We start from the raw sequence: 19161 nt of genomic DNA on the forward strand, positions 1-19161 counted from the left end.
TAATTCCTATATATTGTATCATAAAATGTGTAATATTGCAATGAATTTCACGCAGTTTTCAGAATAGCTCTCTTAGAAGCTCTTTCAGCGCATCGCAGCTTAAAAAGGGCTCACTGCCCAGAATTTCAAGGAGCTGCGCCATGTTTTCGTCGGAATACTCCACTTCCTTGGAATAATCCTTGGCGATATCGGCACATTCCTCAAAGCCGCATATGCCCTCGGCAGCCTTGCAGCGGTAAAGGGTACTGATGACGATAACGCTGAACGCCGCGAATTTGGCGTAGCTCAGCACCTCGCCGTCGTAAACGCTTTTCAGCAGGTAGCGGAATATAAGATACAGGGCTATCCTGCGCAGATAGGGCAGGTGAGCGCTGTCCGCCGCAGGAGCGTTTTTCAGCTTGCCCTTACAGCTGCGAATATAGGGCAGCCAGTGGTCGTCAATGGGTTCAAGTTCTTCAAGACAGGCGAATATGTCGCTGAGAGCGTCCTCGCCGCCTGTTTTCGGGACTTCTTCCGTGGGTATGTCTATGTACTGCTGAGCGTTCTCCGCTATGTCCAGAATTCGGCAGAGGGCTTCACCGAGAGGGATAGTCCCGTCGTTCAGCACGTTGAACATCTCTCCGCGCACTTCAAGGAGCAGTCTGAGAAACTCCTCATCATATTCTCCCGAAGCCGATTCATAGGGGATATCCTCCTCGCAGAGCGAAAAGTCGCTTGAAAGAATGAGCCTTGCGGCGGCTTCACAGCAAAGCCCTACGCCGCCCTCCTTGAAAACGCCGAACCACTCGAAGTATCGCGGGTGGTCGGAGCATATCTGACAGAGCCTGTCCTCTCCCAGCTCGGTGTAGATATCGCATAGTCCTTGTCGGTTGAGAAAGGGGCAGCGCTCGTCCTCGGTGAGCAGGAAGGAGCCGTCCTGTATGTTTTTGCGGAGCCTTTCGCCGAAGTCTCCGCCTACGGTCATGTAGTAGTCATAGGTGTCGCTGTCGATGTCTATTTCCCAGCCCTTGCAGCAGCTGTCGCGGCATTCTCCTGCGATACAGCGGAAATGGCGGCAGTATACAGGCGTTCTGTAAATCATATCATTCACCTTGAAAAATAAAAATGTAAAAACAAAAGCGGGGCGATGTGGGTGACTCCCTGCTGTGCAGGGAGATGTCCGCAGGACAGAGGGTACGGGTGCCTGTAAGGCATCGCCCCCTACAGATGTTTTTGCAAACGTGCTTTGGGGCTGATGCCTACATCAGCCCGTTTTGGGTTTATATGGAATGGTTATTTCGATAAGCTAAAAGGGACTGTAGCCAGTCCCTTTTTAATATCATTTTTTCTTAGGATAGGGGACGTTATCATAGTCCTCTTTGTGTATCTTCGGGTTTTTCTTTTCGGTAATGAGCGCTGCACGGTTAAATTCCTCAGGTGTTGTGAATGTGGGAACTATCTCGTGGAGAGCCTCAACAGCCACGTCGTTGAGATTCTCGTTTGCGGCGTTGCGGAGCTTTCTCAGCTGCTTGATGAACTTTTCGCTGTCAAGCTCTATCTGCTTACCGATAAAGATAAGCTCGTTGGAGGTCTTTTGCAGTCCCTCCTCGTCCATAAGGAGCTCTTCGCGGAGCTTCTCGCCCGGGCGGAGTCCCGTGAACTTTATCTCTACCTCGTCGTATGGCTTCTTGCCGTACATACGGATAAGGTTCTCGGCAAGTCTTACGATGTGAACAGGCTGTCCCATATCGAGGACGAATATCTCGCCGCCGTGAGCTATGGCAGCAGCCTCCATAACGAGACTTACAGCTTCAGGAATGGTCATGAAGTATCTGATAACGTCGGGGTGTGTTACGGTAACAGGTCTGCCCGACTCTATCTGACGTCTGAAAAGCGGTATTACAGAGCCGTTTGAGCCAAGTACGTTGCCGAATCTTGTAGTTACGAACTCTGTGCAGCCGTCATGCTGCTGTGACAGATACTGGATTATCATCTCGCAGCAGCGCTTTGAAGCGCCCATTACGTTGGTAGGATTTACAGCCTTGTCCGTTGATATCATAACGAACTTCTTTACCTTGTGGAACTGCGCAAGAGTTGCGGTATTGAATGTACCGATGACATTGTTCTTGATAGCCTCCATAGGCGAGTTCTCCATAAGGGGAACGTGCTTGTGAGCAGCTGCGTGGAACACGATATCGGGCTTGTAGCGTTCAAAAATGCAGTTCATGCGGTAGTAGTCTCTTACAGAAGCGATAAGTACTGTAAGATTGAGCTTTTCGCCGTACTCCATTATGAGCTCCTGCTGAACGTCGTAAGCGTTGTTCTCGTAGATGTCCACGATAATAACATGATTGGGGTTGTACTTGGCTATCTGGCGCACCAGCTCAGAGCCGATACTTCCGCCGCCGCCTGTTACCATGCAGGTCTTGCCGCTGATGAAGTTCCTGATATCCTCGTTGTCGAACTTGATAGGAGCTCGTCCGAGGAGGTCCTCGACCTTGATGTCGCGCATCTGAGTGAGGATAGGAGTATTGCCGCCGTCAAAGATAAGGCTTCCGATAAAGGGAACAACCTTTACCTTTGCGCCTGTTCCGGAGCAGATATCGAGGATACGCTTGCGCTCGTCCTCGAGACAGGACGGGATAGCGAAGATTATCTGTTCGATGTGCTGCTGGTCAACGAATTTATGTATCTCGTGGGTAGTGCCCACAACGGTAACGCCGTTTATTTCGCTGCCTATCTTGTTTCTGTCATCGTCGATTATACATACGGGATCGTATACCGCCGATACCTTGTCGTCCTCATAGGGCGACTTCTTGGCATTCTCTATCTCTGTGAGTATCATACGGCAGGTCTGACCTGCGCCGACTATCATGGTACGCTTGCGGCTGCCGTCGGTCTTTGACTTTGAGAACGTTACGAAGGTCTCCTTGAACAGCAGTCTGAACATACACACGCCTACCAGCGCTATCGCAGCCTGAACTGTCAGGAACAGGGCAGGAACGTCCTTGCGTATGATGTAGACTATTATGCCTGCTGCAAGGAAGCCGAAAACGACTCCGTTGATACAGGACAGATAGTCACGCTTGTGGAAGAATCTCCACAGCTTGCTGTAAGCGCCGAATATGAACAATGTACCGCAGCAGGTCAGTGAGCACACAGCGAAGCTCATGAGCATATCGGAGCGCCCGACGTCTGCATTAAAGAATGAAAGCGCGAAATTGGCTATCAGTGCGGCTGAAATTACGATGAATACGTCAGCAAGAGCGAGAATTATCCTGCGTATGCTGAATTTCTCAAGTGTTTTTTTCAATTTTCTTCCCCCCATATCGGCTTATAGCCGAGTATGTTTTTTATCCCTCTCCAATTACAACTTCTTCTGCCACGAATGGCAGCACTTCGTTTGAAGTCTTTATGACTTCGGGATCACATCTCTCCAAAAGTAAATCCCAGTTAGGGCGGCGCGTATCTGTATTATGGGCGTCGCTGCCAAAGATGATACTGCGTTTTTCGTCCCTTAGCCGATTTATCAGTTCAGCTTCTCTTTCAAGGAGAAACACCTCGTTGTTGAACTGAAAAACAGCGTCTGTATGCAAGATCCTGTCAAAATTCTCAGGCGTGTAATACGCCATGCAGCGGTGGATATGAGCGAGGACGACAGTCAGCCCGTATTCTGACCGTATGGCGTTTATCTCCTCGGACATCCATTCCTCATAGTCACGGAAAGGCAGCTCCAGCAATATCATCTCGGAATCTTCGATTGCAAGCTTGTCTATCCCGTGTATCTTCGATATACCGTGCTCGATAGCGACCTCAGCTCCGAGTGCGATATTCGGCAATACTATATTCTGCATTTCCGCAAGCTCCGCCATGCTCTCATAGGCGTCCTCGCGTCTCAGCAGATATTCTGTCAGTGACCGTTCCTCGTGGGCATAGAAATGGGGCGTAGCGATGATACGCTCAACGCCCTGCTCCTTCATGATATTTATCATTTCCAGAGAGGTCTCTGCGTCCACAGCACCGTCGTCAAATCCGGGCAGAATATGGCAATGGTAATCTGTAAGCATATTCAGTTGTCTTCCTTTTTCTTTTTTGAACTACATTTCCCCGTATTCAAAAACAAAACATCTATCGGGGCAGCACTGCATATATTTTTCTCTGCTGCTGTTATATCTTTTTCGTGAAAGCCGTTTATGTTATTTTCTTAAAATAATCTGAAAAAACGGCGTCGATATAATTATATAACAGGAAACAGCGCTTTGTCAATAGGTAACAAAAGTTAATATTAAATAATATGTAAACTCAGTAATTATATTACCAAAAAATGTAATAAAAAATACAGCTGTCATAAGACAGCTGTATTAAGAGGTATATGAGAAACCTGGTTTTTGTGTATCAATTACTTAACAACAACGCCTGCTGGAACAGGAAGTGCGTTTATCTTGTTAAGGAGGAAGCACTGGATAGCCAGAGCGTCCTGAGCTGTAACGCCATTGTTTTCGTAAACGTCAGCAGCTTCAGCAGCCTTGCCCTCAAGCTTGTACTTATTTGGGTTAGCAAGTGACTGCATGATAAGAACTACGTCAGCCATATCAACCTGACCGTCCTGGTTAGCGTCGCCGTTGCCGTTGCTCTTCTTGTCAGGAGCTGTAGTTGCAGTTGTTGTAGTTGTTGTGTCAGTAGCGCTTGAAGTTGACTCAGTTACAGTTGTTGTAGTTGTAGATGATGTAGTTGTTGTTGCGCTTGTAGTAGTTGTGGTTGTTGCAGAAGTTGTTGTAGTAGTTGTAACCTCTGCCTTGCCGAAGTTGTAGCCGTCGAAGTCAACGAGCTCTGCCTGATACCAGATCTGAGCCTCAGCTGACTGGATACCGCTTGGGAACTTGCTTACAGGGATCTCAACTGAGAGATTACCGTTAGCGTCTGTCTTGCCTTCCCACTCGATCTGCTCCCAGCCGTTGCCGTTGAAGCCGATGCAGCCGTTAGTATCAGTGTTAGGCTCACCCTTGATCTTGATGATGAGGTTGTCGCCAGCCTGTGCGTTAGCAAAGTCGATGTTGGTCTTCTTTGTCTTGTCAACAGGAACGTCGATCTTAACATCAGGAGCATCGAGGATAACGATCTTTTCGATGTTTGTCTTGCCTGGTGTTCTTGCCTGCATATGGTTGATAGTTGAAAGGTCACCTGAGTAAGCCTTTGGAACCTGCTGATCTACGAGATAGTAAGCGATACCGTTAGCTTCGTCAACTGTGTAAGCAGCCATTTCAGACCAGCCCTTGTAGTCCTTATCGGAAACTGCAAGGACAGGCTGATCGCCTGTGTACTTGATAGCAACTTCCTTGCCCTTGAGGTCGTTCCATGAGATCTCCTTGCCGGGAGTTGAGTTGCCGTATTCCTTTTCCCTTGCAACATCGATCTCAGCATTCTCGAGGAATACCTTACCTGTTGAGAGATTCTGGTGGTCGTAAGTAGGCATCTTGCCTTCGCTGCCCCAAACGATAGACTTATCGTTCATGATCTCCATCATCTTGTTGATGATAGGGAGGTTGTTTTCAAACCATTCGCCTGTTTTACGGTCAATATAGCCGTGTACCTCGCCTGGGTTCTGAGTAGGATCGCTGGCGTCCTTTTTCTGTCCGTTGTCCCAGAGAACGCAGGGGATACCATATTTCTTTGTAGTCTCAAAGTACTGTGTTGTCCACTCAACACGAGCCTGTGTATTTCCAAAGTCAGAAGTACCCATTTCTCCGATAACTACAGGAACGCCCTTGTTAACGAACATATCACGGAAGTTCTGGAGGTTGTAAGCAAGGTCGTTGCTGAACTCCTTAGTGAAGGTGTCGTGGTAAGCGCCTTCCTTCTCGTTTGTATTCATTGTGAAGTTATAAGGTGTATAAGCGTGGATAGAAACTGCAACGAAGTCGTCGTCAGGAAGCTCTATCTGGTTGAGGAAAGTCTTGTCTGAGCTTGCAACGTAGCCAGGGAGCATAAGGAGACGAGTCTTAGCGTAAGGACTGTCCATGTCTCTGATGAGCTTAACGAAGTTAGCTTCCAGCTTGTTGATAACGTCAGCTTCCTTAACAGGAGTTGCAGACCACCATTCCCAAGATGTGCCCTTAGCACGAGGCTCGTTCATGCACTCAAATATGAGGTGCTGATCGTAATCCTTGAATTCTGTAGCGATCTGAGTCCAGATCTTCATGAGTCTTGGGTTGATCTCATCATAAGCTGTAGCAAGATCGGATCTGTTGATCCAGCCCTCCTCATGGTGAACGTTAAGGATAACGTACATACCGTTCTTGTAAGCGTAGTCAACTACCTGATGAACACGAGCCATCCACTGGGGATCGATGTTGTCGTTCGCGTCAAGGTGCTGGAACCATGTTGTAGGGATACGGACTGTATTGAAGCCCTTTGCCTTGATAGCCTTGAAGAGTGTCTCGTTAGCCTCAGGGCAGCCCCAGCAGGTCTCTGTCTCAAGACCGGCGCTCTTAACGGGGATATAAGTTTTGGGATCGTTAGGATCGGGCTCCTGAGCATAAGCGTCGAGGGTATTACCCAGATTCCAGCCCACCTTCATGTTTTCTGTGATCTCAAATGCTGTCATTGTCTTGTCCGCAGCGTCAGCAACAAAACTGATCGGTGCGATGCGAAGTGAAGAAAGGAGGCATACTGCTGCAGCAGAAATGCTTACGAATCTCTTCACGTTCTTTGAATTATTGAACATAAGTATCGTTCCTCCCTGAAAAAGTATCAGTAGTTTTTTTGTTAAGGTCCAGTGCAGTAAACCTTAACTTCCTTACAACTAAATTTTAGCATAAATGTAGAATAAAGTCAAGCCTGTTTGTGCAAAATGCAACAATATTTGCATAGAAATTATGGTGAAGTTTTTATTACAAATGCCAGTAGAACAAGCGATAAATCGCGGTATTTGTTTCTATTATATTATTTCGTCAGATTAATTTTCAGGTATTGTTTATACTATTTCATATTAAGACAATAGAATTTACATGGAAATAATTTGTTAATAAGTGGGTATCTAAATTACTATTTTTTAGCGTAAATTACCATAAGGAAAAGCCCCTGCATTTGCAGGGGCTCAAACTTGTTTTTGCTTTGATTTTAGGTCAGCTGTTTCCTGTGCTTATTCCTCGTCTTCGTCGTCGTCGGACATAAGCTCCTCAGCGGCTTTTTCAGCTCTTTCTGCTGAATCCTCAGCCGTCTTTTCGGCGGTATCCGCTGCCTTTTTGAACTCTTCATCAGCGTTTGCGATGAATCTTTCGGCGTCGTTTACCTCCTCTTCGGGCTCTTCCTCGGGTTCTTCAACAGGTATTGGAGCTACTGCGCCCTTGGATTTGATTATTTCCACCTTTTTCCTGCCTGTATCCTCAGACTTTTCGGTGTCCTTGGGCTTTTTAGGCTTTTTGTTCTCCTTGGATTCCTTTTTCTCCTTGTCGTTCTTGGAGCTCTTGGTCTCCTCGGGTTCTTCCTCGGGCTCGTCCTCTATCTTTTCGCCCTTGAGTATCTTCTTTGCTTTCTGTCTTTCCTTGAGCACCTTATTGTGCTTCTTGTCGTACATATAGAAGAATATGAGGCAGGCAGCGCCAAGAATAAGGGTTATTATTCCTGTGTTGAAGCCCGGAGGAGTATACTTCATGGATACTGTGTGATGTCCTGCGGGAACGCGGATACCGATGAGAGTGCCGAGAACTATTACTTCGCCCTCTGAGCCTGCCTTGTTGCGGAGTATCTTCTGCTTTGAACCCTCGACAGGCTCTTCGGAGATGAGGCTGTCAACGGTCTTGCCGTCTATCTTTACTTCCCAGCCGGGCTCGTAAGGGATAGTGGTCATGAGTATCTGACCGTCCTGAGCGTCAATGTCGCCTACGAGATAGCGGTCATTGGTCTTGCTCATATCGAGGTTCCACGGGTTAGCCTTGAGCTTTGCGATGTCCTCTGCGAAAGCCTTTTCATCAAGATAGTAGAAGTTGAAGCCGGCTTCCTTTCTTATCATTATGTACTCATCGCTGCCGTCGTACTGTCCGTTAGGACCTGACGGAGGAATTGTAAGTCTTATCTCGACCTCGTCGCCTTCATTGAATGGTCCCATTCTTACGACAGGTGAGGAGTTTGTGTTGAAGTATGTGCCGTAGCCGTCATAAGCTTCTGTGCCTGACTTCTTGCCTCTGTAAACGCCGTCCTCGCCCTTTACAGCTACCCATACGTTTGCAGCTCTTCTCATTTCAGAGCCGAGGTGCATATAGATGTCGCCGTCGTGAGGAACAGTTACGTCAACGTTTATTACAGCGTCGTCAACGCCTGCATATGCTTCGTAGCAGTCGTGGAGAGTGCCGTTGTTGTTGTAATCGTGGAGATATACCTTTGAATCGTCGTAGTGTATATCGCAGTCAAAAGGAACATAGTACTGCTTAGGCTCTATCGGTACAGTGGTATAGTCTGTTGTGCTGCCTGTCATAGAGCTGAGGAAGTTGTTGAGACTGTTGAACGGGTTGTCGTTGCCCAGTCCCGAAAGGATAAGGATATCGTCGTCAGCCATATAGCCTATTCCGAGAGCGTTGGGGTTCTCGTAAACGTCTATGTTGGCAGTAACGTCCTTGTCCTTCTTATATGTTGTTGAAAAACGCTTGATGTATGATGAATCAAGCATTTCCGAGCTGGAAAATCTTCTGTCGGGATCATCGAGAACGTACTTGATACCGAGGATAGAGTCAGCAACGGGATTGCAGCCCTCATACTTTGACTCGAAGCTCTGTGTGAAGTAGCCCATAGTCTCGATGAATGTGATAGCGCGTGAGTTCATTACCGAGCTGGAGTGTGAGATACCTTTGAGACCGTAAGCGAGGTCGTCGTTTACCATACGGTTGAAGGTCTTTTCTGCGCGGTAGAAGCCGCCGTCGTACTCTTCAAGCTTCTTGACAACGTCGGGAGCGCTCATTATGTCGGTATAGGTGTACTTGCCTGAGTTGCCGACCTCCTTGTATATCTTTCTGAAGGAGTCGAAGCAGTTATAGCCTGTTTCAAAGAAGATAAGGAGAGACATAGCCACTGTGATAGCGTTTCTGCCCTTCTTTGTCCTTGAGTGGCTGTACATATATACGCCAACGATGTAGATAGCTGCAAGGATAAGACCGAATGCAATAGTACCCAGCCAGAGCTGCTCCTTGGCGTCGGAGGAATCAAGATATGCCTTGTAAGGTGTGATAGCAACGTACTTGTACTTTTCCTCGTTGTAGTTGAAGCTCTTCATCATGCCGCAGAATATAGCGGTGAGACCGCTTATGATACCGCCTGATACAAGAGCGCTCGGCAGCGACATCTTGTAGCCGTCCAGATGTGAGAATACCTCCGCAGCCATGGACACAAGAATGAATGAGAGCAGGAAAGAGTATCTGTATGGGAGCCAGTTAGGATCCTGACCGCCGTGCCACATCATGTTTACAGGCTTTACGTACATACTGAACAGCATTACGAATGTCAGGAAGCCGTAGCCTATCTTGTTGTTGCGCTTTATCTTCTTGTTTGCGAAGAACAGCGGTATAAGAACGAATGTGAGCACGCCGCAGTATATCTCGGGGCGTCCGTAGAAGCGGGTTCCCTCGTCAACGTTTACCGAGTAGTACTGGTTTGGCAGCAGACAGGGTACAAGCTCAACAGGGTTGAACATTGCCTTGTAGCTGTAGTCGGGCACTGAGAAGTCGAACTTACCGAGAGCCAGTGCGTTGTAAACGGGGAGTATCATGATAGCGCTGCACATTACCGTTACCGCAGCCGCGATACCCATTCTCACGAATACTGTGAAGTAATCGCTTATGCCCTTGAATTTCCGCTGTGTTCCAAAGAATACATAGTAAAGGAAGTACAAAGCGATGAAAATGGCTATCATAAAGCCGATATAGAAGTTTGCGATGAACATTATCGCCGTCGGGATAATGAAGTTTATCTTGCGTCCGTCATCGACTAAGTATTCAACACCGAGGATTATCAGCGGCAGGAATACAGGACCGTCTATCCACATAGGATCGATGAGCTGGATAACGACATATGCCATCATTGCGTACATCGTCGAGAACATGACAGACTGGAGAGGCTTCAGGTTCTTGGATTTCTGTGCGTATACACAGAAGGTGAGACCTGCTGCGCCTACCTTTGTCATCTGCATGATCATTACGCTTTCGAGGATCATCTTCCTCGGCAGCAGCATTACGATCAGCGTGAAGGGACTTGCGAGGTAGTATCCTATGATACCCATGAAGCCGCCTGACAGGTTTCTGCTCCAGCTGTAAAAGGCGCTTCCGTCGCCCCAGAATGCGTCTCTGAGAGCCTCGAAGTAGTAAATGTACTGACCGTTGAGGTCAAGGGTGAGCACTGAGCGCTCGCCGAACGGGTAGACATCAAAGCATATGTACGACACGAATGTCAGCATGAAGGGGACGATAAAGGACAGAATATAGAATACAGGTCTGAACTTGTGTCCGCGCTTCTCGGCTATGATGTCTGCGGCAGTAACGGCTGGCTTGGTGCTGCCGATCTTTGTGCGGGCATTGCTTTTTCCGGATTTTGTGCCCGTAGCTTTTGACTTAGCCAATTTTGTTCCTCCTTTATTTCGGGCGGCAGAAGCCATAATACCCGATTATAATACTATTTTTAATTATACTACAAAATCAAAACCTTTGCAATAATAAACATAAAAATATTTTTGAAAAAATTTTCGGAAAAAGGTGAGAGTTTTCGCTGTCTTTTACGTCTAATATATAGGAGTACTTTTTATTGCTTTCGGTAAACAATTAATTTTGTGAATTATTTATTAAATCTGTTGACTGCTTTGATACAAAGTGCTATAATAAAAATGTTCAGGTTTTTTACGCCTGTATGATCGAAGTATGTTATAGTTGATGACGGAATTATTGATTTTTCCCTGTGTGTTGCAGGCACGGAGAGGAAAACAGAAAGCTTTTCAACTAAAAATTTATTTTAAGGAGATAATCAGAAGTGGGTAAATATTTTGGAACTGACGGATTCAGAGGAACGGCAAACGAAAACCTTACAGCCGATCATGCATATAAGGTAGGACGCTTCCTTGGCTGGTACTACGGCGAGCTCAAGAGAAGAAATGGCGACGAGAGCGCTCCGCGCATAGTAATAGGCAAGGATACACGCCGTTCAAGCTATATGTTCGAGTATTCTCTGGTAGGCGGACTTACCGCTTCGGGCGCAGACGCATATCTGCTCCATGTTACAACTACTCCGTCAGTGGCTTACATTTCGAGAGTTGACAGCTTTGACTGCGGTATCATGATTTCCGCAAGCCATAACCCATACCACGATAACGGCATAAAACTCATCAACGGACAGGGCGAGAAAATGGAGGACGAGGTTATTGACCTCGTTGAGGCATATCTTGACGGAAAGCTTGAAGCATTCGGTCAGAAGTGGGAGGAAGTCCCATTTGCTCACGGTGAGAAGATAGGCAGAAGCGTTGACTATGTAGCAGGCAGAAACCGCTACCTCGGCTACCTTATCTCACTCGGTATGTACTCATTCAGAGGCATGAAGATAGGTCTTGACTGCGCAAACGGCTCCGCATGGAACATTGCAAAGTCTGTATTCGAGGCTCTCGGCGCTGAGACTCACGTTATAAATGCATCTCCTACAGGCATCAACATCAACAACAATGCAGGCTCAACACATATCGAGGGACTCCAGAAGTTCGTAGTTGAGAACGGTCTTGACGTTGGTTTTGCATACGACGGAGACGCTGACCGCTGCCTCTGCGTTGACGAAAAGGGCAATGTCATCACAGGCGACCATATCCTCTACATATACGGAAGATACATGAAGGAGGGCGGACGTCTCCTCAACAATACAGTCGTTACTACAGTTATGTCCAACTTCGGTCTTTACAGAGCCTTTGACGAGATAGGCATTGACTACGCAAAGACTGCTGTAGGCGACAAGTACGTTTATGAGTACATGAAGGAGCACGGCTGCTGCATCGGCGGCGAGCAGAGCGGACACATCATCTTCTCCAAGTATGCTTCTACAGGCGACGGTATACTCACCAGCCTTAAAATAATGCAGGTCATCATGTCCCGTCAGAAGAAGCTCAGCGAGCTTGCAGCTCCATTCGTTGTATATCCACAGGTACTTGAAAACGTAAAGGTCAAGGACAAGGCTGCTGCACAGGCAGATCCCGATGTACGCGCAGAGGTGGACAAGGTAGCAGCAGAGCTTGGCGACAGCGGAAGAATACTCGTCCGTGAGAGCGGTACAGAGCCTCTCGTAAGAGTAATGGTAGAGGCACAGGACGAATCTGTTTGCCGCAGCTGCGTTGACAGAGTAGTAGATGTTATCAAGCAGAATGGACATACATTATAATATAAGCATATAAGCTCTCCGAGTTATGCGCTCGGAGAGCCGTTCTGCGTTATTGGTGCAATCTGTAGAATGTCACAGAGGGCATATTGTTCAATTTTAGCGAATAACTGGAAATTTTGTTAAGGTATTGACGATGTGCTTTTTTAGTGATATAATAAACAATACGGCGTGTTATGCCGTAATAAAGGAAATAACAATAAAACGGAGGGTAAAATGGCTAAGAATAACGAACGTAACCTCAATGTTACGATAAAGAATCAGGAAGATAACAAAGACGAAGTAATTATTTCGATCTCCGCAATAATGAAAAATCTCAAGAAATACCTTGCGGTATGGCTGGTGATTGCTATTATAGCAGGTCTTCTGACATTCTCTTTATCAGCGATAAAGTCTTTTACAGCAAAGACACCTGCTAAGGCTCTGGTAAGCTTTACATACAGCGGTATCGAGCAGGGACTTGATCCTAAGGGACGCAAGTTCGAGATCGAGAGCATGAAGAACCCTAAGGTCATTGAAAAGGCTCTTACAGAAAAGGGACTTGATCTTAAAAAGATCGAGGATATCAGAACAAGCCTCAGCTTTGATTATAAGATCCCTCAGGAGGCTTACGATCAGCTCACAGCCTACAACAGCGTAATGGACAAGGCAACAAGCGGAAGCCTTTCAGCTGCACAGGCTATGCTGGATACAAAGTACTATCCTACACAGTTTACTGTACACTTTGATTTCGGCAAGGCAGGCTTTGACAGACAGACAGGCGTTGATTTTCTCAATACACTGCTCAGATGCTACGGCGATTACTTCTATGAGGAGTACGGCTTCAACGAGCCCCTTGGTACAGCTGTAAAGGCTGCTGATTATAATAACTATGATTATGCTCAGCAGGTTGACCTTTTCAGAAACTCACTGAGAACAGTTAAGAGTTACCTTGACAACCTTGCAAAGGACGATACAACAACATTCCGTTCAAGTGCTACAGGCTATACATTCAGCGACCTTTCAGATTATGCAAAGACTATCACAGGCATCGATCTTGACAGAATTTCTTCTTATATCACTGTAAACAATGTAACTAAGGATAAGGATTCCACACTTGCTTACTATAATTACAGAATAGAGAACCTCAAGCGTGACAAGGATGAGTATGCAGAGCGCCTTGCTGCGATAGAGAGCTCTATTGCTTCATATGAAAAGGATGTTGTTCAGGTATTCGGAAATGGTATTGATGATACCGAAAAGAAGCAAACTGTTCATTCCGAGCAGTATGATACACTGTTCAAGCAGAAGACAAGCGTTGAATCAAGCCTTGCACAGACAAAGCAGGATATTGACTTCTACACTTCCAGACGCGATGCTCTCCAGAACAACAAGGCAAGCTCAAAGGCTAATGTTGACAAGGTAGAGGCTGATATTGCAGACCTCAGCAAGAAGGTAGAGAATCTCGTTGATCTTACAGAGCAGACTGCAAGCGATTATTACGAGAACGTACAGTTCGCAAACGCTTACAATATCCTTGTTCCTGCGACAAAGTCCGTAGGAGCAGGCATCAGTCAGGCTGTAAGCGATTCTGTAAAGACTATCGTTATAGTTGAGCTTCTTATATTCGTAGTTTACCTTGCCGTTGCATTTATCGCAGCTCTCAAGTCTGAGAACAGCAAGAAGCCCGTAAAGGCTGGCGCTGACGACGATGATGATGACGATGAGGACATCGACCTTGAGGAACTGGTAGACGTTATCGAGGAAGAAGCTGAAAAGGCTGAAAAGCAGACAAACGTTAAAAAGAACAAGAAAAAGTAAATGAACTATTAAGGGACTGCCTTGTGGCAGTCCCTTTTCTTATGTTAAATCCACGTTAAAGAATGGCAAAAATCCTTGACTTGCGGTCATATCCTGATATAATTATAAATAGAAGCGGGAAAATATATTTTATCAGGAGAAAATTATGGAAGAATTTTCTATTTTTAACATCTTCACCCTTTTGGGCGGACTTGCCTTCTTCTTGTACGGCATGAAGGTAATGTCTACGGGACTTGAAAAGCTCACAGGCGGCAAGCTGGAGCTTGCACTTAAAAAAATGACCTCTAACAAAATCAAAGCACTGCTGCTCGGAATGGGCATAACTATTGCGATACAGTCGTCGTCAGCAATGACTGTTATGCTGGTAGGTTTTGTAAACTCGGGCATTATGTCACTTGAGCAGACTATCGGCGTGTGCTTTGGCTCTGACATCGGCACAACACTTACTGCGTGGATACTCAGCCTTGCAGGTGTTGACGGAAAGAATCCGTTTATAAAGATGCTCAAGCCTTCATCATTTGCACCGTTAGTTGCACTTATAGGTGTTATAATGATAATGGCAGCAAAGAAAAACAAGAAAAAGGACATAGGACGTATTCTTGTAGGCTTTGCCATTATAATGACAGGTATGACTCTTATGTCAGATGCGGTATCACCTCTTGCTGATTCGCCTAAGTTCCAGAATGTACTTACCGCATTCCAGAATCCTATCCTCGGCGTTCTTGTAGGAGCAGGCTTTACAGGCATAATCCAGAGCTCCGCTGCCTCTGTCGGAATATTACAGGCGTTTTCACAGACAGGTGCGCTGACATATGGTATGGCGCTTCCTATAATCATGGGACTTAATATCGGTACTTGCGTAACAGCTCTCATTTCGAGTATCGGAGTAAACAAAAACGCCAAGCGCGTGGCTTGTATACACATACTGATAAAGATACTCGGAACGCTTATACTGCTTCCTATATCAATGATACTTGAAAGCGTGATCCATCTTAGTATATTCGATCAGACTGTTGGCTATGTCGGAATTGCGGTCATGCACTCTATATTCAATATAGCAACGACAATCATTCTCTTGCCGTTCTCAAAGCATATCGTAAACCTTTCAAAGATAATAATCAAGGACGATGCTGCCGAGGAGGAAAGCTCGAAAAAGACAATTACAGGTCTGGACACTATACTCCTCAAAACTCCTGCTGTAGCTGTACACACCTGTATCTCAGCTACAAATCAGATGGCAGAGCTCACAAGAGAGACTATCCTCAAAGCATTGGAGCTACTTAAAGGCTACGACGAGGAAGCCTGCGACATCATAATCGAGAACGAGGATATTATCGACGGCTATGAGGACAAGATAAACAGCTTCCTTATCAAGCTGTCGAAATCCAGTATCACAGGTGCAGACAGCCGAAGCGTTTCCAAGATGATGCACTGCGTCGGAAACTTCGAGAGAATATCCGACCATGCAGTAAATCTTGTGGAGTCGGCTCAGGAAATGCACGAAAAGGGCATAATGTTCTCTGACGAATGTATCAACGAGATAACAGTTATTACCGACGCTATTGCCGAGAATATAAACAAGGCGTTCGACTCATACGTCAACAGCGACCTTGCTACTGCCCATAAGGTAGAGCCTCTTGAAGAAGTGGTGGACAACCTCAGCACAGAGCTGAAAAACCGCCATATCCGCAGACTTCAGAATGACGAATGTACAGTTGAGCTGGGATACATCTTCCAGGACGTTCTTACAAATCTGGAGCGCGTATCCGACCACTGCTCCAATATCGCAGGCTGTCTTATCGAGACAGACGAGAAGAAGACTCTCCATGCTTATCTCCACGATGTCAAGGAGAACGACGAGACATTCAGAAATGAATATCGTGAGTATGCAGAGGAATATTTCCGCAGACTGAGCGGTACAAGCGTAAATGCATAAAATTAAGCGGCTGATGATTCAGCCGCTTTTTGTTATATTTTGCAGAGGACGCCGTGAATGTGCGCCCGATAAACACGCTGCATTAATAAGGCAGATTGAACTTTCCTGCCTTCCAAACGTTATCGCTGCCGATAACTACGGAGAATTCATCAGTTTCGGTATACGGAGCCTGACCGTAGTCGTCGCCGTCATAGTAATTCTCAACGGTGAATACTATCTCATTGTCAGACTTTGACTTTATCTCGGTTACCTTTGAGGACGAATAGTAGATATTACCGCCGCGGTTTCCGCAAAGAGCATATGCAGAGCCGTTCTTGTCCATATAGAGAGAAGCAAGCTCGTTGGCATGGCTGTCGCTGAATACCTTGTGGTACTCGTTCATTACATCGCTGAAAGAATGTATTTTGCTGTCGGTTATGCGGTAGAAGCGCCATGAAAGGTCGTTTTCGATGTAGTCGTTGTTGTCTGTCTCAAAGGGACAGCCTACTGTGAACTTCATCTCTGTGCGGCAGGCGGACTCGAAAAGAGCCTGTGCAGCTGCAATAAGTGTCTTGTCGTCAGCCTTGGAGCTGTCCTCGCTGAAAGCTACAGCACCGTCGTCGTTGTACTCGAAAGCGCCGCCGCCCAGCGGATCGGGCTGCTGTGCTGTCTTTGTAGTGGTCACAGCGGAGGTGGTAGTGGTTGCTGCGGTAGTTGCAGCAGATGTTGTAGTCTCGGTGCTGTATGCGCTTGTAGTGGTCACAGCCTCTGTGGTCTTAGGCTTAGGCTGCTGTGAAGCTGTGCCTGCCTTTTTGCCGCAGGATACTGCGCCTGCTGTAAGAGCTGCTGCTGCCATTAATGCGATTATCTTTTTCATTGTTCTTCCTCCTGTTCGTCGTCGTCAAGGACGAAATCAATAGTTCCGTCGCTGACATTTACTGCGGCGCAGACCACCTGAACGGTCTGTCCCAGTGTGTATGATACTCCGCTGAAGCTCTCTGTAAGGGAGACAGGCTCGGAGTAGTCGTATTCGCCCTCGGGGAGCGTCCTGATATGAACGAGTCCCTCCACGGTGTTGGGGAGCTCCGCATAGAAGCCGAACTCGGTAACGCCCGATATCTTAGCGGTGAAGCTCTCGCCTAAGTGAGCCTTCATGTATTCCGCCTTGTAGCAGTCCTCGCATTCGCGCTCGATAGTCACGGCGCGAAGCTCTGCCGCTGATGAACGCTCCGCGGCATTGACCGCAAAGCCAGCATAGCGCTTGTTGAGCCAGTCATTGTTGTAGCCTGCCAGTATATCCGTGATTATGCGGTGTATTGCAAGGTCGGGATATCGGCGGATAGGCGAGGTGAAGTGAGCGTAGTCCTCCAGCACCAGTCCGAAATGTCCCAGCGGTTCGTGGGAGTACTTCGCCTTTGCCATTGAGCGGAGCACCAGCATATTGACCGCCTCGAATTTCTCCGTGCCCTTGGCTTCTTCCAGTATCTTAGCCGCGTGAACGGGCTTGAATTCGCTGAAATGTGGACACTCAAAGCCGTACTTCGGCAGTATCTCGTGGAGCGCCTCGGTCTTTGCTTCGGGGGGAGCTTCGTGTATACGGTACACGAATGGGACTTTTTTGTCCTTTGCAAGCTTAGCCGCCGCTTCGTTAGCCGTCAGCATGAATTCTTCGATTATGCGCTCGGACTTTCCTCGCTCACGGGGCTGTACGTCACAGCAGATGCCGTTTTCATCTATTATGAGCTTGCTTTCCGTGGTCTCTATCTCGGGAGCGTGGCGGAGCTTTTTCTTTTCGATGAGCTTGTCCGCCAGCTCGTTCATAAGGTCGATGCTCTTGCGGACCTTTGAGTATTTCTCGGCTATCTCAGGGGACTCCGCACCTTCGAGAATGCGGTTTATCTCGGAGTAGACGCCCTTTACACGGGAGCGGATAACACTTTTGCAGAAGCGGTAGGAGAGCATATTTCCCTCCTTGTCCAGCTCCATGAAAGCCGAAAGAGTAAGCCTGTCCTCGTTGGGATTGAGGGAGCAGATACCGTTTGACAGCTCCTTGGGAAGCATTGGTATGACCTTGTCGGCGTAGTAGATACTTGTGCCGCGCATGAGGGCTTCCTTGTCGAGGGCGCTGTTGCCCTTGACATAGTGGGAAACGTCTGCGATATGAACGCCGAGACAGTATCCCTTTTTCGTCTTTGTCAGGGAAACTGCGTCGTCGAGGTCCTTGGACTCGGCACTGTCAATGGTGAATATATCCATATCACGCAGGTCCTCGCGGTTGTTGAAAGAGTACTCCTGCACACCGCCCTCTGCTATCTTGCGGGCTTCTCTCAGAACTTCCTCGGGGAATGCCGTGGGAGCGCCGTGTATCACCAGTATTGAAGCTGCCGAAGAAGCGGCGTATTCCGAGCTGCCGAAAACGAGGGTTATCTTTACCTTGTGCTCGGCGTGTCGCCTGCCGCGGTAGACTATCTCCGCCAGCACCTTGTCGCCGTTTTCAAAGGGAACGCTTTCCTCTTTCACGATGATGACGTGATTCCTCGAAGCTGTATCGGGAACGAGATATGGCTTGCCGTCCTCGAACTCTATCCTGCCTGTGAGCTGTGAACTGCCGAACTCCAGTATATCCAGCACTTCGCCCTCGGGTTCACCCGAACGGGAGGGGATAGCGGAGATAAGCACCCTGTCGTTGGGCATAGCGCCCAGCATACACTTGCCGGGTATGAAGTACTCCACGCCCTCGTCGGTAACTGCAAAGCCGAATGTCCTGCTGAGCCTTGTCACCGTGCCGGGGTATACGTTCATACGGGAGCAAAGGGCAGCCTTCATGCCCTTTTTCATCATGACAACGCCCTCGGTGCGGAGCTGCGAAAATGCCTCGGTGAAGTTCTCTCTGCCCGATTTTTTAGTCCTGCACTTGGACTCCAGCTCGCTGAGGGGCATGGATTTCTTTCCGTAAGTCTTTAAAAAGGTGACTATTTTATTTTTATAGCTCTCTACCGATACGGGAGAGCTGCTTTTTTTTGCTGTTTGCTTTTTCTTTGGTTTTTCTGACATAAACTCTCCTTGCCTTGAGGATT

The 19161-nt window shown here is 47.3% G+C and carries 10 protein-coding genes; 3 read left to right on the top strand and 7 right to left on the bottom strand.

What is annotated here, in order from left to right:
* Window positions 1-58 precede the first annotated feature (58 nt).
* The 5 genes from fliB to T497_RS15450 all read right to left on the bottom strand — a co-directional run bounded on the left by fliB (window position 59) and on the right by T497_RS15450 (window position 10582).
* Window positions 59-1081, bottom strand: a complete 1023-nt coding sequence (gene fliB, locus T497_RS0101125) for a flagellin lysine-N-methylase (RefSeq protein ID WP_028514026.1) — start codon at window positions 1079-1081, stop codon at window positions 59-61.
* Window positions 1082-1318: 237 nt separating this feature from the next.
* Window positions 1319-3292 carry a polysaccharide biosynthesis protein gene (locus tag T497_RS15445; protein ID WP_242839951.1) on the bottom strand — a complete coding sequence of 658 codons (1974 nt, stop codon included), beginning with the start codon at window positions 3290-3292 and terminating at the stop codon, window positions 1319-1321.
* 40 nt (window positions 3293-3332) lie between these two features.
* Entirely contained in the window at window positions 3333-4046 is a 714-nt protein-coding gene (locus T497_RS0101135; protein ID WP_028514027.1) for a CpsB/CapC family capsule biosynthesis tyrosine phosphatase, read from the bottom strand.
* A 332-nt stretch (window positions 4047-4378) separates the two neighbouring features.
* Window positions 4379-6703, bottom strand: a complete 2325-nt coding sequence (locus T497_RS0101140) for a cellulase family glycosylhydrolase (protein WP_028514028.1) — start codon at window positions 6701-6703, stop codon at window positions 4379-4381.
* 417 nt (window positions 6704-7120) lie between these two features.
* Window positions 7121-10582, bottom strand: coding sequence for a YfhO family protein (locus T497_RS15450; protein WP_037324240.1), 3462 nt, complete (start codon window positions 10580-10582; stop codon window positions 7121-7123).
* A 404-nt stretch (window positions 10583-10986) separates the two neighbouring features.
* Here T497_RS15450 and glmM point away from each other — a divergent pair, with 404 nt between their 5' ends.
* From glmM to T497_RS0101160, 3 genes are all read left to right on the top strand, one after another.
* Window positions 10987-12372: a phosphoglucosamine mutase gene (gene glmM / locus T497_RS0101150; RefSeq protein WP_028514029.1), complete on the top strand. Its 1386-nt coding sequence runs from the start codon at window positions 10987-10989 to the stop codon at window positions 12370-12372.
* 213 nt (window positions 12373-12585) lie between these two features.
* Entirely contained in the window at window positions 12586-14169 is a 1584-nt protein-coding gene (locus tag T497_RS0101155) for a hypothetical protein (protein WP_028514030.1), read from the top strand.
* A gap of 145 nt (window positions 14170-14314) precedes the next feature.
* On the top strand, window positions 14315-16105 hold the full coding sequence (locus T497_RS0101160; protein ID WP_028514031.1) for a Na/Pi cotransporter family protein: 1791 nt from the start codon (window positions 14315-14317) through the stop codon (window positions 16103-16105).
* A gap of 82 nt (window positions 16106-16187) precedes the next feature.
* On the opposite strand, the gene T497_RS0101165 is transcribed toward T497_RS0101160, so the two are convergent.
* Both T497_RS0101165 and rnr read right to left on the bottom strand, forming a co-directional pair.
* The gene (locus T497_RS0101165; protein WP_028514032.1) at window positions 16188-16961 is read right to left on the bottom strand and encodes a hypothetical protein; all 774 of its coding nucleotides are present in this window, start codon (window positions 16959-16961) and stop codon (window positions 16188-16190) included.
* Complete coding sequence (gene rnr / locus T497_RS15455; RefSeq protein WP_037324142.1) at window positions 16958-19138, bottom strand: ribonuclease R; 2181 nt, start codon at window positions 19136-19138, stop codon at window positions 16958-16960. The genes T497_RS0101165 and rnr overlap by 4 nt, the downstream gene beginning before the upstream one ends.
* Window positions 19139-19161: the final 23 nt, after the last annotated feature.

Source organism: Ruminococcus flavefaciens MA2007, assembly GCF_000621845.1.
In the GTDB taxonomy this organism is placed as follows: domain Bacteria; phylum Bacillota; class Clostridia; order Oscillospirales; family Ruminococcaceae; genus Ruminococcus; species Ruminococcus flavefaciens_E.